This window comes from Glutamicibacter sp. ZJUTW, from assembly GCF_008370855.1.
Classification (GTDB): Bacteria; Actinomycetota; Actinomycetes; order Actinomycetales; family Micrococcaceae; genus Glutamicibacter; species Glutamicibacter nicotianae.
Window position 1 is genome coordinate 1,223,991 of record NZ_CP043624.1, and the last position, 22,243, is coordinate 1,246,233.

General features: G+C 64.7%; 23 protein-coding genes. 13 read left to right on the forward strand and 10 right to left on the reverse strand.

All coding sequences use genetic code 11. From position 1 onward, the window contains the following. Window positions 1-98 precede the first annotated feature (98 nt). The 4 genes from F0M17_RS05780 (at window position 99) to F0M17_RS05795 (ending at window position 3,962) form a co-directional block, all read left to right on the forward strand. On the forward strand, window positions 99-1,778 hold the full coding sequence (locus tag F0M17_RS05780; protein ID WP_038990321.1) for a CTP synthase: 1,680 nt from the start codon (window positions 99-101) through the stop codon (window positions 1,776-1,778). 116 nt (window positions 1,779-1,894) lie between these two features. Further along, complete coding sequence (locus F0M17_RS05785) at window positions 1,895-2,539, forward strand: NUDIX hydrolase (protein WP_083586920.1); 645 nt, start codon at window positions 1,895-1,897, stop codon at window positions 2,537-2,539. After that, window positions 2,536-3,459 (forward strand): site-specific tyrosine recombinase XerD, encoded by a 924-nt coding sequence (gene xerD, locus F0M17_RS05790; protein WP_073707686.1) that lies wholly within the window; start codon window positions 2,536-2,538, stop codon window positions 3,457-3,459. Before F0M17_RS05785 ends, xerD begins: the two co-directional genes overlap by 4 nt. Next, window positions 3,459-3,962 carry an 8-oxo-dGTP diphosphatase gene (locus F0M17_RS05795; protein WP_149596645.1) on the forward strand — a complete coding sequence of 168 codons (504 nt, stop codon included), beginning with the start codon at window positions 3,459-3,461 and terminating at the stop codon, window positions 3,960-3,962. The genes xerD and F0M17_RS05795 overlap by 1 nt, the downstream gene beginning before the upstream one ends. Here F0M17_RS05795 and F0M17_RS05800 read toward each other — a convergent pair. The 6 genes from F0M17_RS05800 to F0M17_RS05825 all read right to left on the reverse strand — a co-directional run bounded on the left by F0M17_RS05800 (window position 3,959) and on the right by F0M17_RS05825 (window position 9,172). Further along, window positions 3,959-4,189 carry a helix-turn-helix transcriptional regulator gene (locus F0M17_RS05800; protein ID WP_066137503.1) on the reverse strand — a complete coding sequence of 77 codons (231 nt, stop codon included), beginning with the start codon at window positions 4,187-4,189 and terminating at the stop codon, window positions 3,959-3,961. The two genes, F0M17_RS05795 and F0M17_RS05800, sit on opposite strands and share 4 nt — an antisense overlap. Next, entirely contained in the window at window positions 4,189-4,686 is a 498-nt protein-coding gene (locus tag F0M17_RS05805) for a DUF2975 domain-containing protein (protein ID WP_149596646.1), read from the reverse strand. The genes F0M17_RS05800 and F0M17_RS05805 overlap by 1 nt, the downstream gene beginning before the upstream one ends. Before the next feature lie 152 nt (window positions 4,687-4,838). Beyond that, the gene (locus F0M17_RS05810; RefSeq protein ID WP_038990327.1) at window positions 4,839-5,978 is read right to left on the reverse strand and encodes a bifunctional 2-methylcitrate synthase/citrate synthase; all 1,140 of its coding nucleotides are present in this window, start codon (window positions 5,976-5,978) and stop codon (window positions 4,839-4,841) included. 95 nt (window positions 5,979-6,073) lie between these two features. Continuing rightward, a complete protein-coding gene (prpB, locus tag F0M17_RS05815) occupies window positions 6,074-7,003 on the reverse strand; it encodes a methylisocitrate lyase (RefSeq protein WP_038990328.1) in 930 nt (309 codons plus the stop codon). 1 nt (window position 7,004) lies between these two features. Then, on the reverse strand, window positions 7,005-8,522 hold the full coding sequence (locus F0M17_RS05820) for an MmgE/PrpD family protein (protein ID WP_149596647.1): 1,518 nt from the start codon (window positions 8,520-8,522) through the stop codon (window positions 7,005-7,007). Beyond that, complete coding sequence (locus F0M17_RS05825) at window positions 8,519-9,172, reverse strand: GntR family transcriptional regulator (protein ID WP_038990330.1); 654 nt, start codon at window positions 9,170-9,172, stop codon at window positions 8,519-8,521. The genes F0M17_RS05820 and F0M17_RS05825 overlap by 4 nt, the downstream gene beginning before the upstream one ends. A 187-nt stretch (window positions 9,173-9,359) precedes the next feature. Between F0M17_RS05825 and F0M17_RS05830 the strand changes: the two genes are divergently transcribed. Further along, on the forward strand, window positions 9,360-11,276 hold the full coding sequence (locus F0M17_RS05830; protein WP_121866503.1) for an AMP-binding protein: 1,917 nt from the start codon (window positions 9,360-9,362) through the stop codon (window positions 11,274-11,276). A 12-nt stretch (window positions 11,277-11,288) separates the two neighbouring features. Here F0M17_RS05830 and F0M17_RS05835 read toward each other — a convergent pair whose 3' ends face one another. Together F0M17_RS05835 and F0M17_RS05840 are read right to left on the reverse strand one after the other, a co-directional pair. Next, a complete protein-coding gene (locus tag F0M17_RS05835) occupies window positions 11,289-12,038 on the reverse strand; it encodes a response regulator (RefSeq protein ID WP_083586917.1) in 750 nt (249 codons plus the stop codon). 15 nt (window positions 12,039-12,053) lie between these two features. After that, window positions 12,054-13,751 carry a sensor histidine kinase gene (locus F0M17_RS05840; protein WP_158024702.1) on the reverse strand — a complete coding sequence of 566 codons (1,698 nt, stop codon included), beginning with the start codon at window positions 13,749-13,751 and terminating at the stop codon, window positions 12,054-12,056. A gap of 177 nt (window positions 13,752-13,928) precedes the next feature. Between F0M17_RS05840 and F0M17_RS05845 the strand changes: the two genes are divergently transcribed. Then, on the forward strand, window positions 13,929-15,227 hold the full coding sequence (locus tag F0M17_RS05845) for a cation:dicarboxylate symporter family transporter (RefSeq protein ID WP_038990332.1): 1,299 nt from the start codon (window positions 13,929-13,931) through the stop codon (window positions 15,225-15,227). A gap of 128 nt (window positions 15,228-15,355) precedes the next feature. Beyond that, window positions 15,356-15,799 (forward strand): cytidine deaminase, encoded by a 444-nt coding sequence (locus tag F0M17_RS05850; RefSeq protein WP_149596648.1) that lies wholly within the window; start codon window positions 15,356-15,358, stop codon window positions 15,797-15,799. Between the two features lie 16 nt (window positions 15,800-15,815). Here F0M17_RS05850 and F0M17_RS05855 read toward each other — a convergent pair whose 3' ends face one another. Together F0M17_RS05855 and F0M17_RS17430 are read right to left on the reverse strand one after the other, a co-directional pair. Then, window positions 15,816-16,208, reverse strand: coding sequence for a VOC family protein (locus tag F0M17_RS05855; RefSeq protein ID WP_246857140.1), 393 nt, complete (start codon window positions 16,206-16,208; stop codon window positions 15,816-15,818). Window positions 16,209-16,284: 76 nt separating this feature from the next. Next, window positions 16,285-16,461, reverse strand: coding sequence for a hypothetical protein (locus F0M17_RS17430; protein WP_158024701.1), 177 nt, complete (start codon window positions 16,459-16,461; stop codon window positions 16,285-16,287). A 391-nt stretch (window positions 16,462-16,852) separates the two neighbouring features. Here F0M17_RS17430 and F0M17_RS05860 point away from each other — a divergent pair, with 391 nt between their 5' ends. The 6 genes from F0M17_RS05860 to cmk all read left to right on the forward strand — a co-directional run bounded on the left by F0M17_RS05860 (window position 16,853) and on the right by cmk (window position 22,224). Then, a complete protein-coding gene (locus F0M17_RS05860) occupies window positions 16,853-17,749 on the forward strand; it encodes a ParA family protein (protein WP_038990337.1) in 897 nt (298 codons plus the stop codon). Then, window positions 17,749-18,651, forward strand: coding sequence for a ScpA family protein (locus F0M17_RS05865; RefSeq protein WP_149596649.1), 903 nt, complete (start codon window positions 17,749-17,751; stop codon window positions 18,649-18,651). The genes F0M17_RS05860 and F0M17_RS05865 overlap by 1 nt, the downstream gene beginning before the upstream one ends. Beyond that, complete coding sequence (scpB, locus tag F0M17_RS05870) at window positions 18,644-19,234, forward strand: SMC-Scp complex subunit ScpB (protein ID WP_038990339.1); 591 nt, start codon at window positions 18,644-18,646, stop codon at window positions 19,232-19,234. The genes F0M17_RS05865 and scpB overlap by 8 nt, the downstream gene beginning before the upstream one ends. Window positions 19,235-19,336: 102 nt before the next feature. Next, window positions 19,337-20,443 (forward strand): pseudouridine synthase, encoded by a 1,107-nt coding sequence (locus F0M17_RS05875; protein WP_149596650.1) that lies wholly within the window; start codon window positions 19,337-19,339, stop codon window positions 20,441-20,443. 3 nt (window positions 20,444-20,446) lie between these two features. Next, the gene (locus F0M17_RS05880; protein WP_149596651.1) at window positions 20,447-21,547 is read left to right on the forward strand and encodes a prephenate dehydrogenase; all 1,101 of its coding nucleotides are present in this window, start codon (window positions 20,447-20,449) and stop codon (window positions 21,545-21,547) included. Next, the gene (cmk, locus tag F0M17_RS05885) at window positions 21,514-22,224 is read left to right on the forward strand and encodes a (d)CMP kinase (RefSeq protein ID WP_371737261.1); all 711 of its coding nucleotides are present in this window, start codon (window positions 21,514-21,516) and stop codon (window positions 22,222-22,224) included. Before F0M17_RS05880 ends, cmk begins: the two co-directional genes overlap by 34 nt. Window positions 22,225-22,243 lie beyond the last annotated feature (19 nt).

The following is a 22,243-nucleotide window of genomic DNA, read 5'->3' on the forward strand; positions in this document are numbered from 1 at the left end:
TGAACCCCTGAATTACGCGGATGCTATGGCATTGGCCGGTGGTGCACTAGAGTCTTATGAGGATGCGAAATATTGGAATGGTGATAGGATGAAATCCCGTGGTGCAGCGTAATTCAACTCGTGATTCTCGGTCGTCTGAAACGACAAAGCATATCTTCGTCACCGGCGGTGTGGCCTCTTCCCTGGGTAAGGGTTTGACGGCATCCAGCCTCGGACATCTACTTCGAGCTCGTGGTCTCTCAGTGACCATGCAGAAGCTCGACCCGTACCTGAACGTCGATCCAGGTACCATGAACCCTTTCCAGCACGGTGAAGTCTTCGTTACCGACGATGGTGCCGAAACCGACCTGGACATCGGCCACTACGAGCGTTTCCTGGACGAAAACCTGCCAGGTACCGCCAACGTGACCACCGGACAGGTCTACTCGACCGTCCTGGAACGCGAACGCCGCGGTGAATACCTCGGCGATACCGTGCAGGTCATCCCGCACATCACCGATGAGATCAAGCGCCGCATGCGCTTGGCGGCTACCGACCCGGGCGCCGGCAAGTCGGCTCCCGACGTGATCATCACGGAAATCGGTGGCACCGTTGGCGATATCGAATCCCAGCCATTCCTCGAGGCGGCGCGCCAGGTCCGCCAGGACATCGGCCGAAAGAACGCATTCTTCGTGCACGTTTCCCTGGTTCCGTTCATCGGCCCGAGCCATGAACTGAAGACCAAGCCTACCCAGCACTCCGTTGCGGCTTTGCGCTCGATCGGCATCCAGCCAGACGCACTGGTGATCCGCTCGGACCGGCCAATCCCTGCGGAGATGCGCGCCAAGCTCGGCCGCACCTGCGATGTGGACACCGAAGCAGTCATCAACTGCGCCGACGCTCCAAGCATCTACGACATCCCCAAGGTCATCCACTCCCAGGGCCTGGACGCTTACATCGTCCAGACCTTGGAGATGAAGTTCCGCGATGTGGACTGGGAGTCGTGGGATCGACTGCTCGAAGTCGTGCACAACCCGGCAACCGAGCTGACCGTCGCTTTGGTGGGCAAGTACATCGATCTGCCGGATGCCTACCTGTCGGTCACCGAAGCACTGCGTGCCGGCGGTTTCGCCAACAACGCGAAGGTCAACATCCGCTGGGTGCCGGCTGACGACTGCGCTACCGAGGCAGGGGCTGCCAAGGCGCTTGAAGGCGCAGAAGCAATCTGCGTCCCCGGCGGCTTCGGCATCCGCGGCCTGGAAGGCAAGCTGGGCGCACTGCGCTTCGCTCGCGAAAACAAGCTGCCAACCCTGGGCCTGTGCCTGGGGCTGCAGTCGATGGTCATCGAATACGCCCGCAACATGGCTGGCCTCACCGATGCCTCGTCCACCGAATTCGATCCAGAAACCTCGACCCCGGTCATCGCTACCATGGAAGAGCAGCTGGAGATCGTCGACGGCAAGGGCGATCTGGGCGGCACCATGCGACTGGGCCTGTACGACGCGAAGCTGCTTGAAGGTTCGGTTCTTGCTGAAACCTATGGCAAGACCGAGGTCGCAGAGCGCCACCGCCACCGCTACGAGGTCAACAACGCATACCGTGCCCAGCTTGAAGAAGCTGGTCTGGTCTTCGCTGGCACCTCGCCAGACGGCAGCCTGGTCGAGTTCGTTGAACTGCCGAAGGACGTGCATCCGTACTACGTCTCCACGCAGGCGCACCCAGAGCTCTCCAGCCGCCCAACTCGCCCACACCCGCTGTTCGCAGGTCTGGTCGAGGCAGCCCTGGAGCTGCGCAAGTAATACAGCTTGCCAGGGGTGAAACTCTGAAGGCAATGCGCGCCGGTCAGTACTGACCGGCGCGTTGCTGTTTAAGCTGGAGAGTAACGACCAGCTTTTTCTACCGAAGGACGATCCTCGTGCCGCTGCATCCGATAGCCGATGAATTCTCACCGCGTGAATTGCTGAACCGCGAAACCGTGTACGAGGGCCGCATCTGGGACGTCATCCATGACACCGTGAAGCTCTCTGAATCAGGGGCGACGATCGAACGCGACTACATCAACCACCCCGGTGCGGTCAGCGTGCTGGTCATGGACGCCGAGGAACGCATCTTGATGGTCAACCAGTACCGCCACCCGGTCGGCATGCGCCTGTGGGAAATCCCGGCCGGCCTGCTCGACGTAGCTGGCGAACCGCCGTTGGAAGCCGCCAAGCGCGAATTGTGGGAAGAAGCGGACCGCACCGCCGATCACTGGTCGATCCTCACCGATGTCTTCTTGAGCCCGGGCTCGTCGGCCGAGGCCGTGCGGATCTACCTGGCACGCGATGCGAAGCTGGTCGCAGCAGACCATCGCCATCAGCGGACCGAAGAGGAAGCCGAAATGGTCAGCACCTGGGTTCCCCTGGAAGAAGCCGTTGCCGCGGTGCTGGCAGGAAAGATCCATAACCCCACCGCGACCATCGCCATCCTGGCCGCCCATGCCGCCCGCGCCAACAAGTACCTCGACCTGCGCGATGCGAACGAGCCATTCGACGTGCACCCGTACCTGCGCGAAGGATGAGCAACCGGTTCGAAACCCCGCTCAAGCGCTACCTGCAGCATCTGGCGATCGAGCGCGGGCTGGCCGAGAACACCTTGGCGTCCTACCGCAGGGACCTGACCCGATACACGGATGCGCTGCAAGCGGCAGGCATCGCGCAGCCGCAGCAGATTACCGAGGCAGCCATCAGCGGCTACCTGCAGGAGCTCTCGCGCGGAGACGAAGAGCATCAGCCGTTGAGTGCCCGCTCCGTCGCACGCCACTCGGTAGCCATCCGCCAGCTGCACAAGTACTGGGAGCTCGAAGGGATCTGCGCGCCGAATCCTGCCCGCGAGATCCAGCCCCCGGCCATCGGCCAATCCCTGCCCAAGGCAATATCCATCGACCAGGTCACCCGGATCCTCGAATCGGTGAGCATCGAAACCCCTGCCGGACTGCGGGATCGGGCGATCCTGGAATTCTTGTACTCCACCGGCGCACGCATATCCGAAGTCGTGGACTTGGATGTCGATGATCTGCACTTTGCCGACGATGCCGTGGTGCGCTTGTTCGGCAAGGGATCCAAGGAGCGGGTGGTTCCGGTCGGCAGGTACGCCCAGCGTGCGGTCAGCGATTATCTGGTACGTGCTCGTCCCGGGCTGGCCGCCAAGGGAAAGGGCACCCCGGCATTGTTCCTGAACCAGCGCGGGGGACGGCTCTCGCGCCAATCGGTATGGCTGCTGCTGGCCAAGGCGGCCGAACGGGCCGGGATAGCTACCGAGGTCTCTCCGCATACGCTGCGCCATTCCTTCGCCACGCATTTGCTGGAGGGCGGAGCAGATGTCAGGGTGGTCCAGGAACTGCTGGGGCATGCATCGGTCACCACCACGCAGATCTACACCAAGGTCACCGTTGATTCGCTGCGCGAGGCCTACCAGTTGGCCCACCCGAGGGTGAACTAGTGGCGGGCCGCCGGATGCCCGGTGCCAAGCAGGTAGCCCTCGTTGCCCTGCTGCAAGAACGCGCCGGTCGCCTGCACGTGCTGCTCGGGCGCAAGCGCCGCGGGTTCGGCAAGGGAAATATCGTCTTGCCCGGCGGCAAGATCGAGCCCGGAGAGAGTGCTGTGCAAGCGGCCATCCGGGAATTCCGCGAGGAAACTGGCCTGGTGCTCGCACCGCAGGAACTGGAGCTTGCGGCACAAATCAATTTCCGATTCCCGGCTCAGCCGGCAGCCGACATGGAATGCGCAACCTTCATTGCTAGGCAATCAACGGGCCAGCCGGAAGCCACCGAGGAACTGGAGCCGCTGTGGGCAGATCCGGATGCCCTGCCGGTCGAGCAGATGTGGCAGGATTCCCCGTTGTGGCTGCCCAAGCTCGTAGCCGGTGGGAATTTCACCGTTGAAATCGTGCTGGCGCGGGACAACATTTCGGTGCAGGAGATCAGCTTCGAGAACTGGGACTAGCTATCGGCCAGTTGCCCGTCTTCGCCGGGTTCAAAGACCAGCAGGTCGCCTGGCTGGCAATCCAGCTCCCGGCACAGCGCTTCAAGGGTGCTGAAGCGTACCGCCTTGGCACGCCCATTCTTGAGCACAGCGAGGTTGGCCGGGGTAATGCCGATGCGTTCGGCCAACTCGCCGACGGCCATTTTACGGCGGGCCAGCATCACGTCGATATCTACGCGGATTCCCATCAGATGACGCCGCCCAGCTCGGTCCGCAGCTCAGCTGCCTGTGCCTCGGTCAACGCGGCTTGCGCGAGCAGCTGGCGCAGCACGAGCACGATGATGCTGATCCCGATCATCAGCAGCCCGGCTCCGCCAACGAGGAGGACGACCCCAGGGGCGATGTCGGTGCTCGCGGCAAAGATGGTGCCGAGGGCGAAAGTGGCAAGCGCACCAACCGCGAAGGCGACGATGATGGGGGTGACATAGCCCAGCGACGCGGGATCGAAGACGGTGCCGCGCTTGACTCTCGTAGCCAGTTTCCACACGCTGTAGACACAAGTTTCAATGACCAGTCCGGCGAGAATCAGATAGCCGAGGAAAGCGGCTTGGAAGAACTTGTCGGTGCCGTTGCTTGGCGATTCATGGATAAGGATCATCGGTATCATGAACAGCTGCACAAAGAGCGTTCCGGCCAGGATGACGGCGAGAACTACCTTCAGGCCGATAATGCTGTATTTTCCCATGGCTAGGACCTTATCGTTCTTCGAAATGTTTCTATCGTTAAACGATAGGGCAAGAGGTCTGCGACGGCAACTCCGGATAGCTTGGGCATGCGAATGGCCACGGGCTGACGCGCTTGCGCCATTCCCGTGGCCAATGCCAGGAAGCGAAATTCTTACAGCGAACGCTGCTCCACGCCGTTGTAGGCCGAAAGCGGGCGGATCAGCGCGTTGGCTGCGCGCTGCTCGAAGATGTGGCTGGTCCAACCGGTGATGCGCGCCGCGATGAAGATCGGGGTGAACATCTCGGTGTCGAAGCCCATCAGGTGATAGGTGGGACCGGCAGGGTAGTCGAGGTTCGGCTTGATGGCCTTGGCCTCGTCCATGGCGGCCTCCAGGCCGTCGTACAGGCCCAGCATTTCATGGCGGCCATAGTGCTCGATCATGCGATCCAGTGCGGCCTTCATGGTAGGCACGCGGGAGTCGCCGTGCTTGTAGACGCGGTGGCCGAAGCCCATGACCTTCTTCTTGGCGGCCAGTGCTTCTTCCATCCAGGCCTTGGCACGCTTGGCGGCATCCTCGCGGGATTCCTCCTTGTTGATGCCGATCTCGTTGAAGGTGTGCATGACTGCTTCGTTGGCGCCGCCGTGCAGCGGGCCCTTCAGCGCGCCGATCGCCCCGGTGACTGCCGAGTGCAGGTCTGAGAGGGTCGAGGTGATCACGCGGGCGGTGAAGGTCGAAGCGTTGAAGGAGTGCTCCGCGTAGAGCACCATGGACACGCGGAAGGCGTCGACAACCTCTGGGGCCGCTTCTTCGCCGAAGGCCATCCACAGGAAGTTCGAGGAGTAGTCCAGATCCTCGCGTGGAGCCACGGCATCCTGGCCGCGGCGGCGGCGCTGGTCGTAGGCAACCACTGCAGGGAAGGCGGCGAACAGTTCCTTGGCCTTGAGCAGCTCAGCCTCGGGGGAGGAGTTCTCGGCCTCGGGGTGGTTGGCGCCGATCACCGAGACCGCGGTGCGGCCCACGTCCATCGGGTGGCAGTCGGTTGGCAGCAGGTCGATGGCTGCCTTGACGCGTGGGTCCAGAGCGCGGTTGGCCCGCTCGAAAGCGCAGAACTCGGTCAGTTCGCTTTGGGTTGGCAGCTCGCCGGTCCAGAGCAGCAGTGCCACCTCTTCGAACGACTTGTTCGCGGCCAGGTCCTGGACGGGGTAGCCGCGGTAGAGCAGCGAGTTGGTTTCTGGATTGACCTTGGAGACGGCGGTGTAGTCAACGACGACGCCTGCCAGGCCCTTCTTGATTTCCTCGGTGGCAGTCATTCTTGCTCCTCTTCATTGCCGGAGAATAGTAATGCTTTGGATTGCGCCGGCCAGCGGGTGCCGGCCGGCGCAGATGGTGCTAAATGCTTGCGAGCCTAGAGGTTCGCGCTGTTGGAATCAATGTCCAGGGTCGGGACCTGGAAGTTGAAGATTCCGGTATCGAAGCGGTTGTAGGCCTCGTAGTCCACGAGCTCGTACAAACGTGACCTAGTCAACATGTTATCCACTTCGCGCTGCTGGGTGCCATCTTCGCTGATGGCATCCAGTACGCGTTCAGCGGCGCCCATGGCGCTGCGCAGCAGGGTGACCGGGTAGATGATCAGCGCGACGCCGGCATCTGCCAGTTCCTGGCGCTTGAACAATTCCGACTTGCCGAACTCGGTCATGTTGGCCAGCACCGGCACGTCCACCGCGTTGCAGATCGCCTCGAACTCGGCGACGTTCTTCATCGCCTCCGGGAAGATCGCGTCCGCTCCGGCATCAACCATCGCCTTGGCGCGATCGACTGCCGAATCCAGGCCCTCGACCGCGCGGATGTCGGTGCGGGCCATGATCAGGAAGTTCGCATCGATGCGCGCGTCGGCGGCGGCCGCGATGCGCTTGAGCATGGTTTCGGTATCCACCACGTTCTTGCCATCCAGGTGGCCGCAGCGCTTCGGGTTGAACTGGTCCTCGATGTGGCAGCCCGCCAGGCCGGCGTATTCCAGTTCCTGGATGGTGCGGGCCACGTTCATCGGCTCGCCGAAACCTGTATCGGCATCCACGATCGACGGCAGGTCGGTCATGCGGGCGATCTGCCCGGCGCGGGTGGCGACCTCGGTCAGCGAGGTCAGGCCGATATCCGGCAGGCCCAGGTCGTTGGCCAGCACCGCACCGGAGATGTAGACGCCGTCGAAGTTCTTCTCGCTGATCAGCTTGGCCGAGAGCGGGTTGAAGGCTCCGGGGAACTGGCGGGCAGCACCCGGGGTGAGCATCTCGCGCAGCGCGGCGCGCTTTGCATCTGGAGTTTTGGTTGAATACAGCATCTTAGAACAGGCCCTTCGGTGCGGCCGCGGTGTCGATGACGCCTGCTGCGGCCTGGATGTTCAGCTGGTCCAGTTCGCCGGCGGCCAGGTTTTCCAGGTTCTCGGCGGCGGCGATGAAGCGGTTGATCTCTGCCTCATCGACCAGGCCCTTAGCCAGGGTGCGGAACTTGTTGATGTACTGCTCGCGGGCGAATGGACGTGCGCCCAGCGGGTGCGCGTCGGCCACTGCGATCTGATCGCTGATCACGGTGCCGTCGTTCAGGGTGATTTCCACCGAACCGCCGAAGGCCTTCTCCGAGATGTCCAGCGAGTGGTAGCGGCGGGTCCACTCGGCGTCTTCCTCGGTGGTGACCTTGTTCCACAGCTCAACGGTATCGGCACGGCCGGCGCGCTCCGGCGAGTAGGAATCCACGTGGTGCCAGGCGCCGTCCTGCAGGGCGACGGTGAAGATGTACGGGATCGAGTGGTCCAGGGTCTCGCGCGAAGCGGTCGGATCGTACTTCTGCGGGTCGTTGGCGCCGGAGCCGATGACGTAGTGGGTGTGGTGGCTGGTCTTGATCAGCACCGACTTCACGTTCTTCGGGTCGGTGGCTTCCGGGTGCTCGCCGTGCAGCTTGCGGGCCAGGTCGATCCAGGCCTGCGCCTGGTACTCGGCCGAGTGCTCCTTGGTGTAGGTGTCCAGGATGGCGCGCTTGGCTTCGCCGGCCTCTGGCAGCGGCACCTCGTAGGCGGCATCCTTGCCATCGAGCATCCAGGCGATGACGCCGTCTTCGCCTTCGTAGATCGGCACTGGGGAGGTCTGGCCGCGCATGGCGCGGTCGGCAGCCTCGACTGCCATCTTGCCGGCGAAGGCCGGGGCGTGGGCCTTCCAGGTGGAGATTTCGCCCTTGCGCGACTGGCGGGTGGCGGTGGTGGTGTGCAGGCCCTGGCCCACGGCCTGGAAGATGGTCTCGACATCGAGTCCGAGCAGGGTGCCGATGCCGGCGGCGGCCGATGGGCCCAGGTGCGCTACGTGATCGATCTTGTGCTTGTGCAGGCAGATGGCCTTGACCAGGTCCACCTGGATTTCGTAGCCGGTGGCGATGCCGCGGATCAGGTCCTTGCCCGATGCGCCGGTGTGCTGGGCAACGGCCAGGATCGGCGGAATGTTATCGCCCGGGTGGGAGTACTCGGCGGCCAGGAAGGTGTCGTGGTAGTCCAGTTCGCGCACGGCCACGCCGTTGGCCCAGGCGGCCCATTCGGGGGACACCTTCTCGGAAATGCCGAACACCGAGGCACCCTTGCCGCCGGTGGAAGGGGCGTGGGTCAGCGCCTGGGCGCGGGCAGCGACGATCGGGCCGCGGTTCAGCGACGCGATGGCAACCGAAGCGTTGTCGATGATGCGGTTGATGATCATTTCGGTCACTTCGCTGGTGACCTCTACCGGATCGGCGGCAACCTTGGCGATCTTATGTGCCAGCTGGTTCTCGCGAGCCAGGTTTTCCTCGGAGCGGTATACGCGTACTGGGTGGTTGATCATGCTAACTGCCTTTCTGATCCGACCGCGTGGGTCATGATGTGGGTGAAGGATTCGTGCAGGTGGACTGTGGTGGCCGCGGCTGCGACCTCTGGGTTTCCGCTGGCAATCGCTCGTGCGATGGCCGCATGCTCGGAAGCGGAAGCCTTGAGCCTTTCGGGGTTGTCCTTGGCCAGGCGTCGCACCCGTTGCAGGTTCACCCGCAAGGTGCGCAGCGCGTTGGACAGGTACTTGTTGCTGGCCGCTTCGTCGATCGACTCGTCCAGCAGCTGCACCAGCTGGTAGTAGGACTCCCGGGATCCGGGAAGCTCCACTTCCTTGACGGCTGCTTCGAAGCGGCTGGCCAACTCGTTGAAGGCCGATCGCCCCGTCGACTTGGCAGCTTCGCGTGCGCTGGCGCATTCCAGCGCCACGCGCAGAACGAACAGGTCCTCTACGTGGTCTTCGCTGACCTCGGACACGACGGCGCCGCGTCCGCGTTGCTGCACCGCCAAGCCGTCGGCGACCAATCGGCCCAGGGCCTCGCGCACCGGAGTGCGGGAAACGCCCAGGCGTTCGGACTGCTCTACTTCTGCAAGAACGGTGCCGGGAGCCAGCCGCCATTCGACGATGTCGGCGCGGAGGCTCTCGTAGACCTTATCGCTTGCTCTCATGGCTCCAGTGTATACATAGAAGCGGGAAATGTGTGAGCTGGATCCAATTTATTTGGAATTTTTTCGAAATCTGTATACAACGTAGTTGCGATCATGTGATCGTACTCATACAGTTAATGCCAAGAGGACGACCTCAATCACCACGCAGGTGCCGGGTAATGACGCCCGGGGCCAGGAGGAGAGAACCATGGTGCAGGAATACCGCCAGGCCTTTGAGCAAGCCACCACTGACCCAGCAGCATTCTGGCTGCAAGCCGCCCAGGATATCCGCTGGGATACGGCACCGCAGACGGCGCTGGATGATTCGCGCAAGCCGTTGTACGGCTGGTTCCCGGATGGCACGCTGAACCTTTCGGCCAACGCACTGGACCGCCACGTCGAAGCCGGCCGCGGGGAGAGCACCGCGCTGATCTACGATTCGGCCATGCTGGGCACCGTCACCAAATACACCTACTCCGAGCTGCTGCGCGAAGTGGAAATCTTCGCCGGCGTGCTGGCCGAACGCGGCGTGAAGACCGGGGACCGCGTGCTGATCTACCTGCCGATGATCCCGCAGGCGGCTATCGCGATGCTCGCCTGCGCACGCCTGGGCGCGATCCATTCGGTGGTCTTCGGCGGGTTCGCGCCCAAGGAACTGGCGGCGCGCATCACCGACTGCGCCCCGGTGGCGATCGTCACCGCCTCGGGCGGCATCGAGCCGAGCCGCCGCATCGAATACCTGCCGGCGGTGGCCGAGGCGCTGAGCCTGGCGGAGCCTGCGGTCAGGGACGTGATCGTCGCCCGCCGCGAAGGCTTCGAGCACTCGCTGGATGAATACCAGGGCAAACCGGTCAACGGGCAGCAGATCAATTGGCTGGACTGGGATGAGCAGGCGAAGACCGCGTCGCCGGCCGGGCCGGTATCCGTGCCATCCACCCACCCGCTCTACGTGCTCTACACCTCGGGCACCACCGGCGCGCCAAAGGGCGTGGTGCGCGATACCGGCGGCTACGCCACCGCGCTGCAGTTCTCCATGAACGCGATCTACGACGTGCATCCGGGCGATACCATGTTCACCGCCTCCGACGTGGGCTGGGTGGTCGGCCACTCCTACATCGTCTACGCGCCGCTGATCGCCGGCGCCACCACGGTGCTCTACGAGGGCAAGCCCATCGGCACCCCGGACGCCGGGGTCTTCGGCCGCATCATCGCCGACCACAAGGTCACCACGATGTTCACCGCGCCGACGGCCTTGCGCGCGGTGCGCAAGGCCGATCCGGAAGGTGCGCTGATCGCCAGCCACGACCTGTCCAGCCTGCGCGCGCTGTTCGTCGCCGGCGAGCGGCTGGACCCGGACACCTACCACTTCGCCTCGAAGCTGCTGGGCATTCCGGTGGTGGACAACTGGTGGCAGACCGAAACGGGCTGGCCGATCGCCTCGAACCCGCTGGGCCTGGAGGAGCTGCCTGCCAAGGCCGGTTCGCCCACCACCCCGGTGCCTGGCTTCGACGTGCAGATCCGCGACGCGCTGGGCGAGCGGCTCGAAGCGAACCAGGAAGGCAACATCGTGGTCCGGCTGCCCTTGCCGCCCGGCGCCCTGACCACCCTGTGGGGCAACGACCAGCGCTTCATCGATACCTACCTGTCGCAGATCGACGGGTTCTACCTGACCGGTGATTCCGGCTATCTTGACGACGACGGCTACCTGTTCGTCATGGGGCGCACCGATGACGTGATCAACGTGTCCGGGCACCGGCTGTCCACCGGCGCCATGGAACAGGTGCTGGCCAGCCATCCGGCCGTGGCCGAATGCGCCGTGATCGGACTGGCCGATGCGCTCAAGGGCCAGCGGGCCAGCGGCTACGTGGTGCTCAAGTCAGGGATCGACGTCGAGGAGGAGGCGCTGAAGAAGGAAATCGTCGCGCTGGTGCGCCAGCACATCGGTGCGGTCGCCGACTTCCGCGAAGTCACCGTCGTCGCCGCGCTGCCCAAGACCCGTTCGGGCAAGATCCTGCGCAAGACCATGCGGCAGATTGCCGATGGCAAGGAATACTCGGTCCCGTCGACCATCGAGGACACGAGCGTGCTCGACGAACTGGTGCCGCTGCTGCGTCCAGAGGCCTAGATCTCGGCAGTGCTAGCCATGGGAGGCCGCCCGGTATTCATATTCCGGGCGGCCTCTCGTGCCGTGCCGGGGCTGCTTGACCACGGCCTTGGCCTCGGCCAGATGCTCCAGATAGCGCCGTGCGGTGACCCGGGAGATGCCCAGCTCTTCGCCGAGCTCGGTGGCGGACAAGCAGGTTTCGGGCTTGCTGCGCAGCAGGCCGGTGATCTGCGCCAGCGTTTCAGGGATCAGGCCCTTGGGCAGCGACGCCGAGGCGGTGGTGGTGCGCAGTGCGGAGAACGCATTATCCAGCGCAGCCTGGCTGGTATCCGGGCCGCTGGAGCTGATCTCGGAAATGAAACGCCGGTGGTTCTCCAATTTCTCGGTGAACGCCGCGAAGGTGAAGGGCTTGATCAGGTACTGGGTGATGCCTGTGGCGACCGCCGAACGCACCACCGCCAGGTCGCGCACCGCGGTGATCGCGATGATGTCGGTGGTCAGCCCGTGGCCGCGCATGCGCTTGGCGACATCGATGCCGTGCAGGTCGGGCAAGGTCATATCCAGCAGGACCAGGTCGAACGGTTCGTGCGCTGCGCGCGCCTCGGACAGCAGCGCGAGCGCCTGCTGGCCATTGGCTGCAATGGCTCCGGTGGCGAATCCGGGCACGCGGTTGACGTACTTCGCGTGGGAAGCTGCGGTTTCCGGTTCGTCGTCGACAACGAGGACCTTGAAGGTGTGCGCGGGCAAGCCCGGCGCGGGCGTGGCTGCAGCGGAGTCGTGCACTCGAAACCTCCCGGTCTAGTCGCTGTTTTTCAGGGGCAGGGTGACGGTGAAGATTGCTCCGGCGTCGTTGTCAACATTCATTGTGCCACCTAGCCGGAGCACCGCCTGCTGCACCAGCGCCAGGCCGAGGCCGCGCGGTTGGCCGCCGGCCTTCGTGCTGACCCCGAAGCGCAGCAGCTGATCGAGGAATTCCGGCTCGATGCCCGGACCCGAATCGGCCACCGAGATGATCAGCTCGTCATCGGCCGCTGCGACTTCCACCCACACCGTCGCGTCCTCGGTGCCGGCCGAGGCGTCCAGCGCGTTATCCAGCAGGTTGCCGACGATCGTGACGATATCGGTGGCGGCGAACGCGTCGCTCGGGATCTGTCCCTGCGTGTTGATATCGAGCTGCACGCCGCGCTCGTTCGCCTGGGCGGCCTTGGCCACCAGCAGGCTGGAGAGGTAGACGTCGTCGATGGAATGCACAATCGCATCGGTGAGCTTCTGCGAGTGCTGGCGGTCATCGACCGCGAAAGCCAGCGCCTTGCCGCTCTGCCCATTTTCGATCAGCGTGGCAATGGTGTGCAGGCGGTTGGCATGCTCATGGGTCTGCGCTCGCAGGGCGGTGGAGAAGGTCTTCAGCGACTGCACCTCGCCGGCCAGCTCCTGCACTTCGGTCAGATCGCGCAGCGTCATGACCTGGCCGGTCAGCGGCTGGGAACGGAACCAGCGTACCGGCAGCCCGCCGCGCCGGGGCAGGCGCGCGTTGGTCAGGCGGGCCGGCCCCTGGGAGATGGACAGCACCGTGCGGGCGCCCAAATGGATCTCGTCCTTGCAGCTGCGCCCGGTCGCCATCAGGGTGCGCAGGGTTTCGGGGATCTGCACCTGGTCGAGATCCAACCCGCCGGGAGGGACTTCTTCGGGGAAGCCGAGCAATCGGGCCGCTTCCTGGTTATAGAGCACGATGCGGTGCCGCCGATCCAGCAGCACCAGGCCTTCGCGCACCGAATGCAGCGCGGAGAAATAGAAAGCGTAGAGCCGGCGCAACCCGTGCGGGCCGAAGCCCAGCGTGGCCTGGTTGACGTAGCGGGAAAAGGACCATGAGCTGAAGCCGGCCAGCAGCAGGGCCAGCGCCGACACGGCCAGGATCTGCGGCAGCTCGCTGCGGTAGATCGACTGCAGGCTTTCCAGCGTGATGCCAGTGGCGACCATGCCCACCAGCTTGCCATCGTGGTACACCGGGGCGATGGTGCGCACCGAAAGCCCCAGGGTGCCCAAGGCGACCTCGTTGTAGGTTTGGCCGGCCTGCGCCTGGCGGATGCTTCCCGAATAAGGCTTGCCCAGCTGCGCGGGATTGGGGTGGGTGACGCGCAGGGCTTCGGCGGTCATGATCGTGATGAAATCCACGCCCTGCCCGCGGTCCAGGATCTTGTTGGTGTAGGGCTGCAGCAGCTCGGTGGGGTTCTCGCCGGCCAGCGCTTCGGCCACGAAGGGGTCGTTGGCCAGGGTGATGGAGATCGCGGCCACCGTGGCCTGCTTGTCGTCCTGGATCACCTGCGCCTGGTGCTGGTAGGTGGCCACGGCCAGGCCCACGACAACGAGGATGACCACCATCATCTGCGCCGCGAAGATGACGACCGCCAGGGACCAGCCGTCGCGGCTCAGCGGGGCGGGGGAAGCGGTGTTGCCGGCGCGCCGGGCCAGCGACAGGTCGGTGAAATGATCGGTCACTGCGCGCATCTCCTCGTGCTGGTTGCTCCTGGCAGGCCCACCGCGTGACCAATATGAACGCAATGGAGATGCGGATCACTTTGCGCCGCACCATGGATACAGAACGATTCTACGTAATGCCGGCCGCGCAAGGGTGCGCCGTCCGGTTCCACACGCACACGAGGGTAGGACCACGCAATGGCTGTCACAGACCAGATGACGCCGGCAGGCAATTCGCCGCAGGCCGGAACGAAGAAGAAGGACAAGACCCACTGGCTGTACATCATGGTGATTGCCGCCGTGGTGCTCGGCGCAGCGGTCGGCCTGATGGCCCCGGATCTCGGCAAGGCGCTCAAGCCGCTGGGCACCGGATTCGTCGCGCTGATCAAGATGCTGATCGCACCGGTCATCTTCTGCACCATCGTGCTGGGTGTCGGCTCCATCGCCAAGGCGGCGACCGTCGGCAAGGTCGGCGGCCTGGCGCTGCTGTACTTCATCACCATGTCCACCTTCGCGCTGGCCATCGGCCTGGTCGTGGGCAACATCATCCACCCGGGTTCGGGCCTGCAGCTCGAACCGTATGAGTCTGGCGCCAAGGGCGAAGAGAACTCCACCGTTGCCTTCCTGCTGGACATGATTCCGGGCGACATCCCCGTGCTGCCGACCCTGGTGCTGGCGCTGCTGGTCGGCTTCGCGCTGCAGTCCATGGGCAAGAGTGGCGAACCGGTGCTCAACGGCATCAAGCACATCCAGGCCGTGGTCTTCCGCCTGATGATGATGATCATGTGGGCTGCCCCGATCGGCGCGTTCGGTGCCATCGCCGCAGTGGTCGGTGCCACCGGCTGGGCCGCCATCGGCTCGATGGCGATCCTCATGGGTGCCTTCTACGTCACCTGCGCGCTGTTCATTGTCGTCATCCTGGGCAGCCTGCTGCGCCTGGTCACCGGCCTGAACATCTTCCTGCTGCTGAAGTACCTGGCTCGCGAATACCTGCTGATCTTCTCCACCTCTTCCTCCGAATCGGCGCTGCCGCGCCTGATCGCCAAGATGGAGCACGCTGGCGTGTCCAAGCCGGTTGTCGGCATCACCGTGCCGACCGGCTACTCCTTCAACCTCGATGGCACCGCCATCTACCTGACCATGGCTGCCCTGTTCGTTTCCACCGCCATGGGCATGCCGATGAGCCTGGGCGAACAGGTCGGCCTTCTGGTCTTCATGATCATCGCTTCCAAGGGCGCCGCCGGCGTGACCGGCGCCGGCCTGGCAACCCTGGCTGCAGGCCTGCAGTCGCACCGTCCGGAGCTGCTGGACGGCATGGGCGTGATCGTGGGCATCGACAAGTTCATGTCCGAGGCCCGCGCGCTGACCAACTTCACCGGCAATGCCGTGGCAACGCTGCTGATCGGCAAGTGGACCAAGGAAATCGACATGGACCAGGCCCAGGCAGTGCTGGCCGGCAACCGTCCATTCGACGAGAACAGCGTCGAAGGACACTAGTCCGCCAGGACCTTAGCCAGAAATCCGTTATCCGACATGCTCGGGTAGCGGATTTTCTGCGTTGTGGCGCTTTCGGCAGACAGGCCCAAGCGTCGCGGCTGCGAGACGCATGCGGCTAGGCTGGAGCCATGAAATCAACACCGCACGAGCTGCACTGCCGTGAACTGGCAGAAGCCGAAGTAGAACTGGTTGAGCTGGCCCGGCGAACCATCGAGGCGGTGACCGACGCGCCCGATGGCGGCGACGGGATGCACACCATGGGGGCCGGTGTGCTTGCTGCCGATGGCACGATGCACGCAGGAGTGAATTTCTACCATTTCACCGGAGGCCCGTGCGCAGAGCTGGTGGCCCTGGGAGCCGCTCGCGCAGCCGGGGCGGTGGATCCGCAGGTGGTGGTCGCGGTGGGCAATCAGGGGCGCGGAATCAAGAACCCGTGCGGTCGGTGCCGGCAGGTGATGGCCGACAGCTATCCGCGGCTTCGGGTCATTGTCCAGACCCCGGCCGGGGCGCGCAGCATCGCGATCGGTGAACTGCTGCCATGGTCCTTCGATTGGGTGGCCGGGCAGGCCTGAGCACCCGGGGCCAGACTCAGCGCGAAAGTCCCGCCAGGGGAGAGGCGAGCACCACCCGGTTGCCGTCGGGGTCCTGAAGCTGCAGGATCCGTGCCCCGCCGCCGGGCTGCGGGCCCTGGTGCTCGATGCCTGAGGCGAACAGGCGTTCGGCCTGGGCATCCAGGTCGGCGACTTCCAGGACCACTGTGCTGTGCCCTGCGCGTTCAGGGTCCGCGAAGACCTGGACGCCGAAGCCCGGGGCCAGATGCCATTCGATCAGCCCGTCCATGGGCCGCGCATCCGGCGCCCTGCCAAAGACCCGGGCATACCAGTTCTCCGCCCGAGCCACATCGGACACCGTGCAATTGCCGAGCATTCCCGTGAACATCGCCCTCGCCCCTTTGGCCGCCAGATACCAGCGCGTGTTCATCCATTCGACCACTGCCGGGAACCAGGTTCAAGAACCCTTGGGTGATGGCCAGCGAATGACCGGACTGGGCGCCGGATCAGCGGCCGCTCGAGGCGAGCAGCCGCTGCAGGCGCGGGCCGAAACGGACCTCGTGCTCCAGCTTCACCAGCTCCTCGGCGGGCTCCTGGATCTGCTGGGCGGCCAGCAGGGAGGCGATGTACTCCCAGTAATCGTGCAGCGCCTCGGCCTGCGTCCGCCCCCGGCGCCGGCTCATCCGGGCCCACCATAGCCAGTGCGGTGTCGCGGATTTCCTCCGGTCTCGCCTGCTGCCACTGCGCGCTCGTAAAGAACCCGCGGTCATCGAGCAGCACGATGCATTTCCCGTCTTCCGGCTGGGCCTGGAAGAGCACGCCGACGCTGACCTGCGTGCTGCCCGGCTCGGCTTCGGCCAGGCTGGGGAACTTGGCAATCTCCTTCATCGCTGCCTTTCGGTTAATGCCAGTTGGCATTCAGCTCGCATACAACATTAGAGCTAAGGTTCAAGGTAAAGGCTCGCCGTGAAAGAGCCCAAAAAACCAAGATCTTTTGCTTCGGCCGATAACCTTGGAATGAGCTTACAGCTCGAGGAATCAGGTTTATCGAACGGGAAGTGTGGTTTACCCATCGTGAGCGAGGAACAGGGAAATAAGCACCGCGGAGCGGGGATGCTCAAGGAGCCTCGTCCGGTGGGTCCAACTGGCAAGCCATTGACAGATTTCCCCGTGCCAGCACCGCTGCCTTCGCACGGCCCGGCACGCGTGATCGCCATGGTGAACCAGAAGGGCGGCGTCGGCAAGACCACCTCCACGATCAACCTCGCTGCCGCGCTCGCCGAGTACGGCCGCAAGGTGCTGCTGGTGGACTTCGACCCGCAGGGCGCGCTGTCCGCGGGCTTCGGAACCAACCCGCACGAAATGGACATCACCGTCTACAACGTGCTGATGGACCGCAAGGTCAAGATCACCGACGCGATTGTGAAGACCGACGTCGAGAACATCGATCTGCTGCCGGCCAACATCGATTTGTCCGCCGCCGAGGTGCAGCTGGTCAACGAGGTCGCCCGCGAGCAGGTGCTCGAACGCGCGCTGCGCCACGTCATCGACGATTACGATGTGGTGCTCATCGACTGCCAGCCATCCTTGGGCCTGCTGACCATCAACGCGCTGACCGCCGCCCACGGCGTGATCATCCCGCTGACCGCAGAGTTCTTCGCGCTGCGTGCGGTGGCCCTGCTGATGGAAACCATCGACAAGGTCAAGGACCGGCTGAACCAGGTGCTGGAGCTGGACGGCGTGGTGGCCACCATGTACGACGCGCGCACCCTGCACAGCCGCGAGGTCATCACCCGGCTGGATGAGGCCTTCGGCGACAAGCTCTTCGAAACCGTGATCAAGCGCACCATCAAGTTCGCCGACGCGAACGTGGCCGCCGAACCGATAACTTCCTACGCGGCCAACCACCCGGGTGCCGAGGCGTACCGCAACCTCGCCCGCGAACTGATTTGGCGTGGTGGTGCCCCGTAATGAGCGCCACGCTCAGCGAGGAAACCGCCACCGAATCCACGACGCCAGCTGAAGCTGGGCAGGAATCGGCTGGCGGTTTTCGCCTTGCCCTGCAGAACTTCAACGGGCCCTTCGATGTGCTGCTGCACCTGATCACCAAGCGCGAGCTGGATATCACCGAGGTCGCACTGGCCGAGGTCACCGACGAATTCATCGCCTACCTGCGCGAACTGCAGGCTGCCAGCGCAGAAAGCGGCAGCGACGGGATGAAGGTGCTCGACGAGACCACCGAATTCCTCGTGGTCGCCTCCACGCTGCTGGATCTGAAGGCTGCCCGGCTGCTGCCGCGCGGCGAAATGGCCGACGGGGAGGACTTCGAGCTGCTCGAAGCCCGCGACCTGCTGTTCGCCCGCCTGCTGCAGTACAAGGCTTTCAAGCAGGCCGCCGAATTCCTGGGCGAACGCTACACCGCCGAGGGTGCCCGGCATCCCCGCGAGGTCTCGCTGGAACCGCAGTTCGCCGCCCTGCTGCCGGAACTGGTGTTCACCATCGGGCCCGACGCGCTGGCCGCGATGGCTGCCAAGGCGCTGGCGCCGAAGCCCGAACCTGCCACCGAGGTCGGGATCGGGCACCTGCACGGGGCGAATGTCACGATCGCCGAGGAAGCCGAGTCGATCACCGCCCTGCTCGAAGCCCGCGGCACGCTGGCCTTCACCGAGCTGGTCGCGGACGCGCCGGCGCAGCTGGTGGTGGTCGTGCGTTTTCTGGCATTGTTGGAGATGTTCAGGCAGAAAGCCATCAGCTTTGCGCAACAAGATCCGCTCGGGCCGCTGCTGATCTCGCTGATCCAGGAATCGAGCTTCGATGCGCAGGCGGTGCAAGACGACTACGAGGGGAGTGGTGGTGAGGTGAATCATGAGTGAGATTGCACCCATTGACCGGCTGCCGGGGGGCCTGGAATCGGGTCTTGAAGCGGTGCTGATGGTCGCCGATATCCCCGTATCCTCGGCGCGTTTGGCCGAAATCTTCGAGGTGCCCACGGCCAGGGTTGCCGCCGCTTTGGAGAATCTTGCTTCCGAGTATGATGGTAAGGATCGCCCGCGCGGATTTGAACTGCGTCGCGTCGCCTCCGGGTGGCGCTTCTATTCGCGGGCCGATTACGCCGATTTCGTCTCCAGTTATGTGCTCGACGGGCAGACAGCACGCCTGTCGCAGGCCGCCCTAGAAACCCTGGCTGTCATCGCTTACCGACAGCCGGTCTCGCGTGGACGTATTTCGGCGATTCGAGGTGTCAACGTCGATTCAGTGGTGCGCACGCTGCTCACCCGCGGATTGATCACGGAGTATCCGGAAGTCGGGGATGGCGGAGCGACGCTGTACCAAACCACCGAATACTTCCTGGAACGACTGGGACTGGGCTCGCTTGATGAGTTGCCTGCGCTGTCCCCGTATCTTCCCGGGGTGGCCGATCTCGAATCGCTCGATTCGGCAACCTACGACGACTAGGTAGCTGCCAGCCGGCAGCTACACCGGACCAACCACGCGTGAAGCCGATGCCACTGGCGGGCTCGCGCAGCGAACACGTAACAGCAAGGGACACAGGCAAGCATGAGCAGGGGATCCTCCTCCGGCCGCGGCGAACGCGGCGGCAATTCAAACTTCGGCGGCAAGCCAGCAGGCGGCCGCAACAGCAACGGCGGCAAATCCGGGGGCCAGTCCTACGGCAAGCCAGGTGGCGCTGGCCGCACCGGCGGCAAGTCCTTCGGCGAGAAGCCGTACGGCAAGTCGTCCTCCGGCAAGCCGGGCGAGAAGTCGAACCCGGCCAAGCGCAACACTTCGGCAGCGCGCAAGAACTCCGAGCGGGCTTTCGGCAAGGAACGCTTCGGCAACTCCGTGCCGAACAACTACGCACGCCCGACCCAGCGCGCCCGCGCCCAGGCCCGTGCCGAGAACCAAGCGGCCCGCGAGATCAACGGGGAGCAGCAGGATGGCATCCGCCTGCAGAAGGCCATGGCCAACGCCGGGGTGGCATCGCGCCGCGTCTGCGAGGAGATGATCCTCGAAGGCCGCGTCGAGGTCAACGGCAACCTGGTCGTCGAGCTGGGCACCCGCGTGGACCCGGACAAGGACCGCATCCACGTCGATGGCATGCGCATCCAGACGAACCAGGCCAACCGCTACTTCGTCTTCAACAAGCCGAAGCACGTGATGTGCACGATGGACGACCCGGAAGGCCGGCGCACCATCGCCGACTACTTCAAGAACGAGCACAAGTCGCTGCGCCTGTTCCACGTCGGCCGCCTGGACTACAAGACCGAAGGCGTGCTGATCCTGACCAACGACGGCGAGCTGGCCAACCGCCTGCAGCACCCGAAGTACGAGGTCCCGAAGACCTACCTGGTGCAGATCCCCGGCCCGCTGCCGCGCGCGGTGAGCAACCAGCTGCGCGAGGGCATCAAGCTCGAAGACGGCTGGATCAAGGTCGATGACCTGAAGATCATCGCCACCACCCCGAAGCACGTGATGGTCGAGGTGACCCTGCACTCGGGCCGCAACCGCATCGTGCGCCGCATGTTCGACGCCGTGGGCCACCCGGTCCAGCGCCTGGTGCGCGTCGCAGTGGGCCCGGTGCAGCTGGGTGACCAGAAGCAGGGCACCATCCGCTCCCTGGGCAACCAGGAAGTCGGGCACCTCATGGCCATGGTGGGGATGTAGCTGATGGCCGCCTCGCACCTCGCAGGCCCGGTGCTGGTCATCGGCACCGGCTTGCTGGGCACCTCTGTGGGACTGGGACTGCGCGCCAAGGGCGTGCACGTCTACCTGTCGGATATTTCGCCGACCGCGGCCGGGGTTGCCCAGGACATCGGCGCCGGCGTGCTGCTGGATAACCAGCAGATCGCCCCCGAGCTGGTAGTGATCGGCGCTCCGCCGGATGTCACCGCCGCGCTGGTCGGCGATGCGCTGCTGGCCTACCCGAACGCCACGGTGGTGGACATCGCCAGCGTCAAGGGCTCGATCCTGGCCGGCGTGCTGGCCGATACGCGGCTGGGCGAGGCCGAGAGATCCCGCTATGTGGGGACGCACCCGATGGCCGGCCGCGAGAAATCCGGCCCGGCCGCCGCCCGCGGCGAGCTGTTCACCTCCATGCCGTGGGTCATCTGCGCCCACAACGGGGCGCAGGCCTCGCGCGTTAAGGCCGCCGAATCCCTGGCCATCGACCTGGGCGCGACCATGCACCGGATGAGCGTCACCGAGCATGACGAATCCGTCGCGCTGATCAGCCACTTCCCGCAGGCGGCCAGCTCGATGATCGCCTCGCGCCTGCTGAACGCCGAAAGCCACCAGCTGGCCCTGGCCGGCAACGGGCTGCGCGACACCACGCGCATCGCGGCCAGCGACGAGAAGCTCTGGATCCAGATCTTCTCGCACAACGCCGACGCGCTGGTGCCGATCCTGACCGGGATGAAGGAAGACCTGGACCGGCTGATCAACACGCTGCGCAACCCGCAAGGGGCCGGCGCGCTGCTGGACCTCTCGCAGCTGATGACCGAAGGCAACGCCGGGCGTGCCCGGATCCCGGGCAAGCACGGCGCACCGCCGCAGGCCTTCGCCCTGGTGACCGTCGTGATCGACGACCGCCCGGGGCAGATCGCCCAGCTGCTGACCGAAATCGGCGATGCGCAGATCAATATCGAGGATTTGCGCATGGAGCACTCCGCCGGCCACCAGGTCGGCATGGTGGATGTTTCGGTCGTGCCCGGCCGGCGCGATGAACTGATCGACGTATTGACCAAGAACGGATGGAAAGTAGCCCAGTGAGCACCTTGAACAACGACAAGCTTGTTATTGCCATCGACGGCCCCAGCGGCTCCGGCAAGTCCTCGGTCTCCAAGGCCGTCGCCCGCAAGCTGGGCGCGGCCTACCTGGATACCGGTGCCATGTACCGCGCGATCACCTACTCGGTGCTCGCCGACGGCACCGACCTGGCCAACGCAGACGCCGTGGCCCAGGCAGTGCGCGATGCGAAGCTGTCCATCTCGGTTGATCCGGATGCCGAACTGGTCGAAATCGGCGGGGTGGATGTGACCGCGGCGATCCGCGAACCGCGCATCTCCGAGCAGGTCTCCACCGTGGCCACCAACCTGGACGCGCGAGCCGAACTGGTCCGCCGCCAGCAGGAGATCATCGCCGCCAACGCCCGCATCGTGGCCGAAGGCCGCGACATCACCACCGTGGTCGCCCCGGATGCCGATGCGCGCATCCTGCTGACTGCTTCGGAGGAAGCCCGCCTGCGCCGCCGCGGCCTGCAGCTGGGCGGAACCCAGAACGACGCGCAGCTGGCCACCCAGGTGCTGGCGCGCGATGCGAAGGACTCCACCGTGGTGAACTTCACCCAGGCCGCCGACGGGGTCATGACCGTTGACTCCTCGGAGCTGGATTTCGAGCAGACCATCGACGCGGTGCTTGACGCCATCAGCACCGCAACGAAAAACTAGCCTAAAGCTGGTGCCCATC

What these genes read in the sequence shown, in the direction of transcription:
- F0M17_RS05800 (WP_066137503.1), bottom strand. Translation starts at nt 4,189, where the DNA reads ATGGGAATCCGCGTAGATATCGACGTGATGCTGGCCCGCCGTAAAATG.
- F0M17_RS05820 (WP_149596647.1), bottom strand. Translation starts at nt 8,522, where the DNA reads ATGATCAACCACCCAGTACGCGTATACCGCTCCGAGGAAAACCTGGCT.
- F0M17_RS05850 (WP_149596648.1), top strand. Translation starts at nt 15,356, where the DNA reads ATGAAATCAACACCGCACGAGCTGCACTGCCGTGAACTGGCAGAAGCC.
- F0M17_RS17430 (WP_158024701.1), bottom strand. Translation starts at nt 16,461, where the DNA reads ATGAGCCGGCGCCGGGGGCGGACGCAGGCCGAGGCGCTGCACGATTAC.
- xerD (WP_073707686.1), top strand. Translation starts at nt 2,536, where the DNA reads ATGAGCAACCGGTTCGAAACCCCGCTCAAGCGCTACCTGCAGCATCTG.
- F0M17_RS05805 (WP_149596646.1), bottom strand. Translation starts at nt 4,686, where the DNA reads ATGGGAAAATACAGCATTATCGGCCTGAAGGTAGTTCTCGCCGTCATC.
- F0M17_RS05865 (WP_149596649.1), top strand. Translation starts at nt 17,749, where the DNA reads ATGAGCGCCACGCTCAGCGAGGAAACCGCCACCGAATCCACGACGCCA.
- F0M17_RS05825 (WP_038990330.1), bottom strand. Translation starts at nt 9,172, where the DNA reads ATGAGAGCAAGCGATAAGGTCTACGAGAGCCTCCGCGCCGACATCGTC.
- F0M17_RS05830 (WP_121866503.1), top strand. Translation starts at nt 9,360, where the DNA reads ATGGTGCAGGAATACCGCCAGGCCTTTGAGCAAGCCACCACTGACCCA.
- prpB (WP_038990328.1), bottom strand. Translation starts at nt 7,003, where the DNA reads ATGCTGTATTCAACCAAAACTCCAGATGCAAAGCGCGCCGCGCTGCGC.
- F0M17_RS05875 (WP_149596650.1), top strand. Translation starts at nt 19,337, where the DNA reads ATGAGCAGGGGATCCTCCTCCGGCCGCGGCGAACGCGGCGGCAATTCA.
- scpB (WP_038990339.1), top strand. Translation starts at nt 18,644, where the DNA reads ATGAGTGAGATTGCACCCATTGACCGGCTGCCGGGGGGCCTGGAATCG.
- F0M17_RS05855 (WP_246857140.1), bottom strand. Translation starts at nt 16,208, where the DNA reads ATGAACACGCGCTGGTATCTGGCGGCCAAAGGGGCGAGGGCGATGTTC.
- F0M17_RS05845 (WP_038990332.1), top strand. Translation starts at nt 13,929, where the DNA reads ATGGCTGTCACAGACCAGATGACGCCGGCAGGCAATTCGCCGCAGGCC.
- F0M17_RS05880 (WP_149596651.1), top strand. Translation starts at nt 20,447, where the DNA reads ATGGCCGCCTCGCACCTCGCAGGCCCGGTGCTGGTCATCGGCACCGGC.
- F0M17_RS05810 (WP_038990327.1), bottom strand. Translation starts at nt 5,978, where the DNA reads ATGACTGCCACCGAGGAAATCAAGAAGGGCCTGGCAGGCGTCGTCGTT.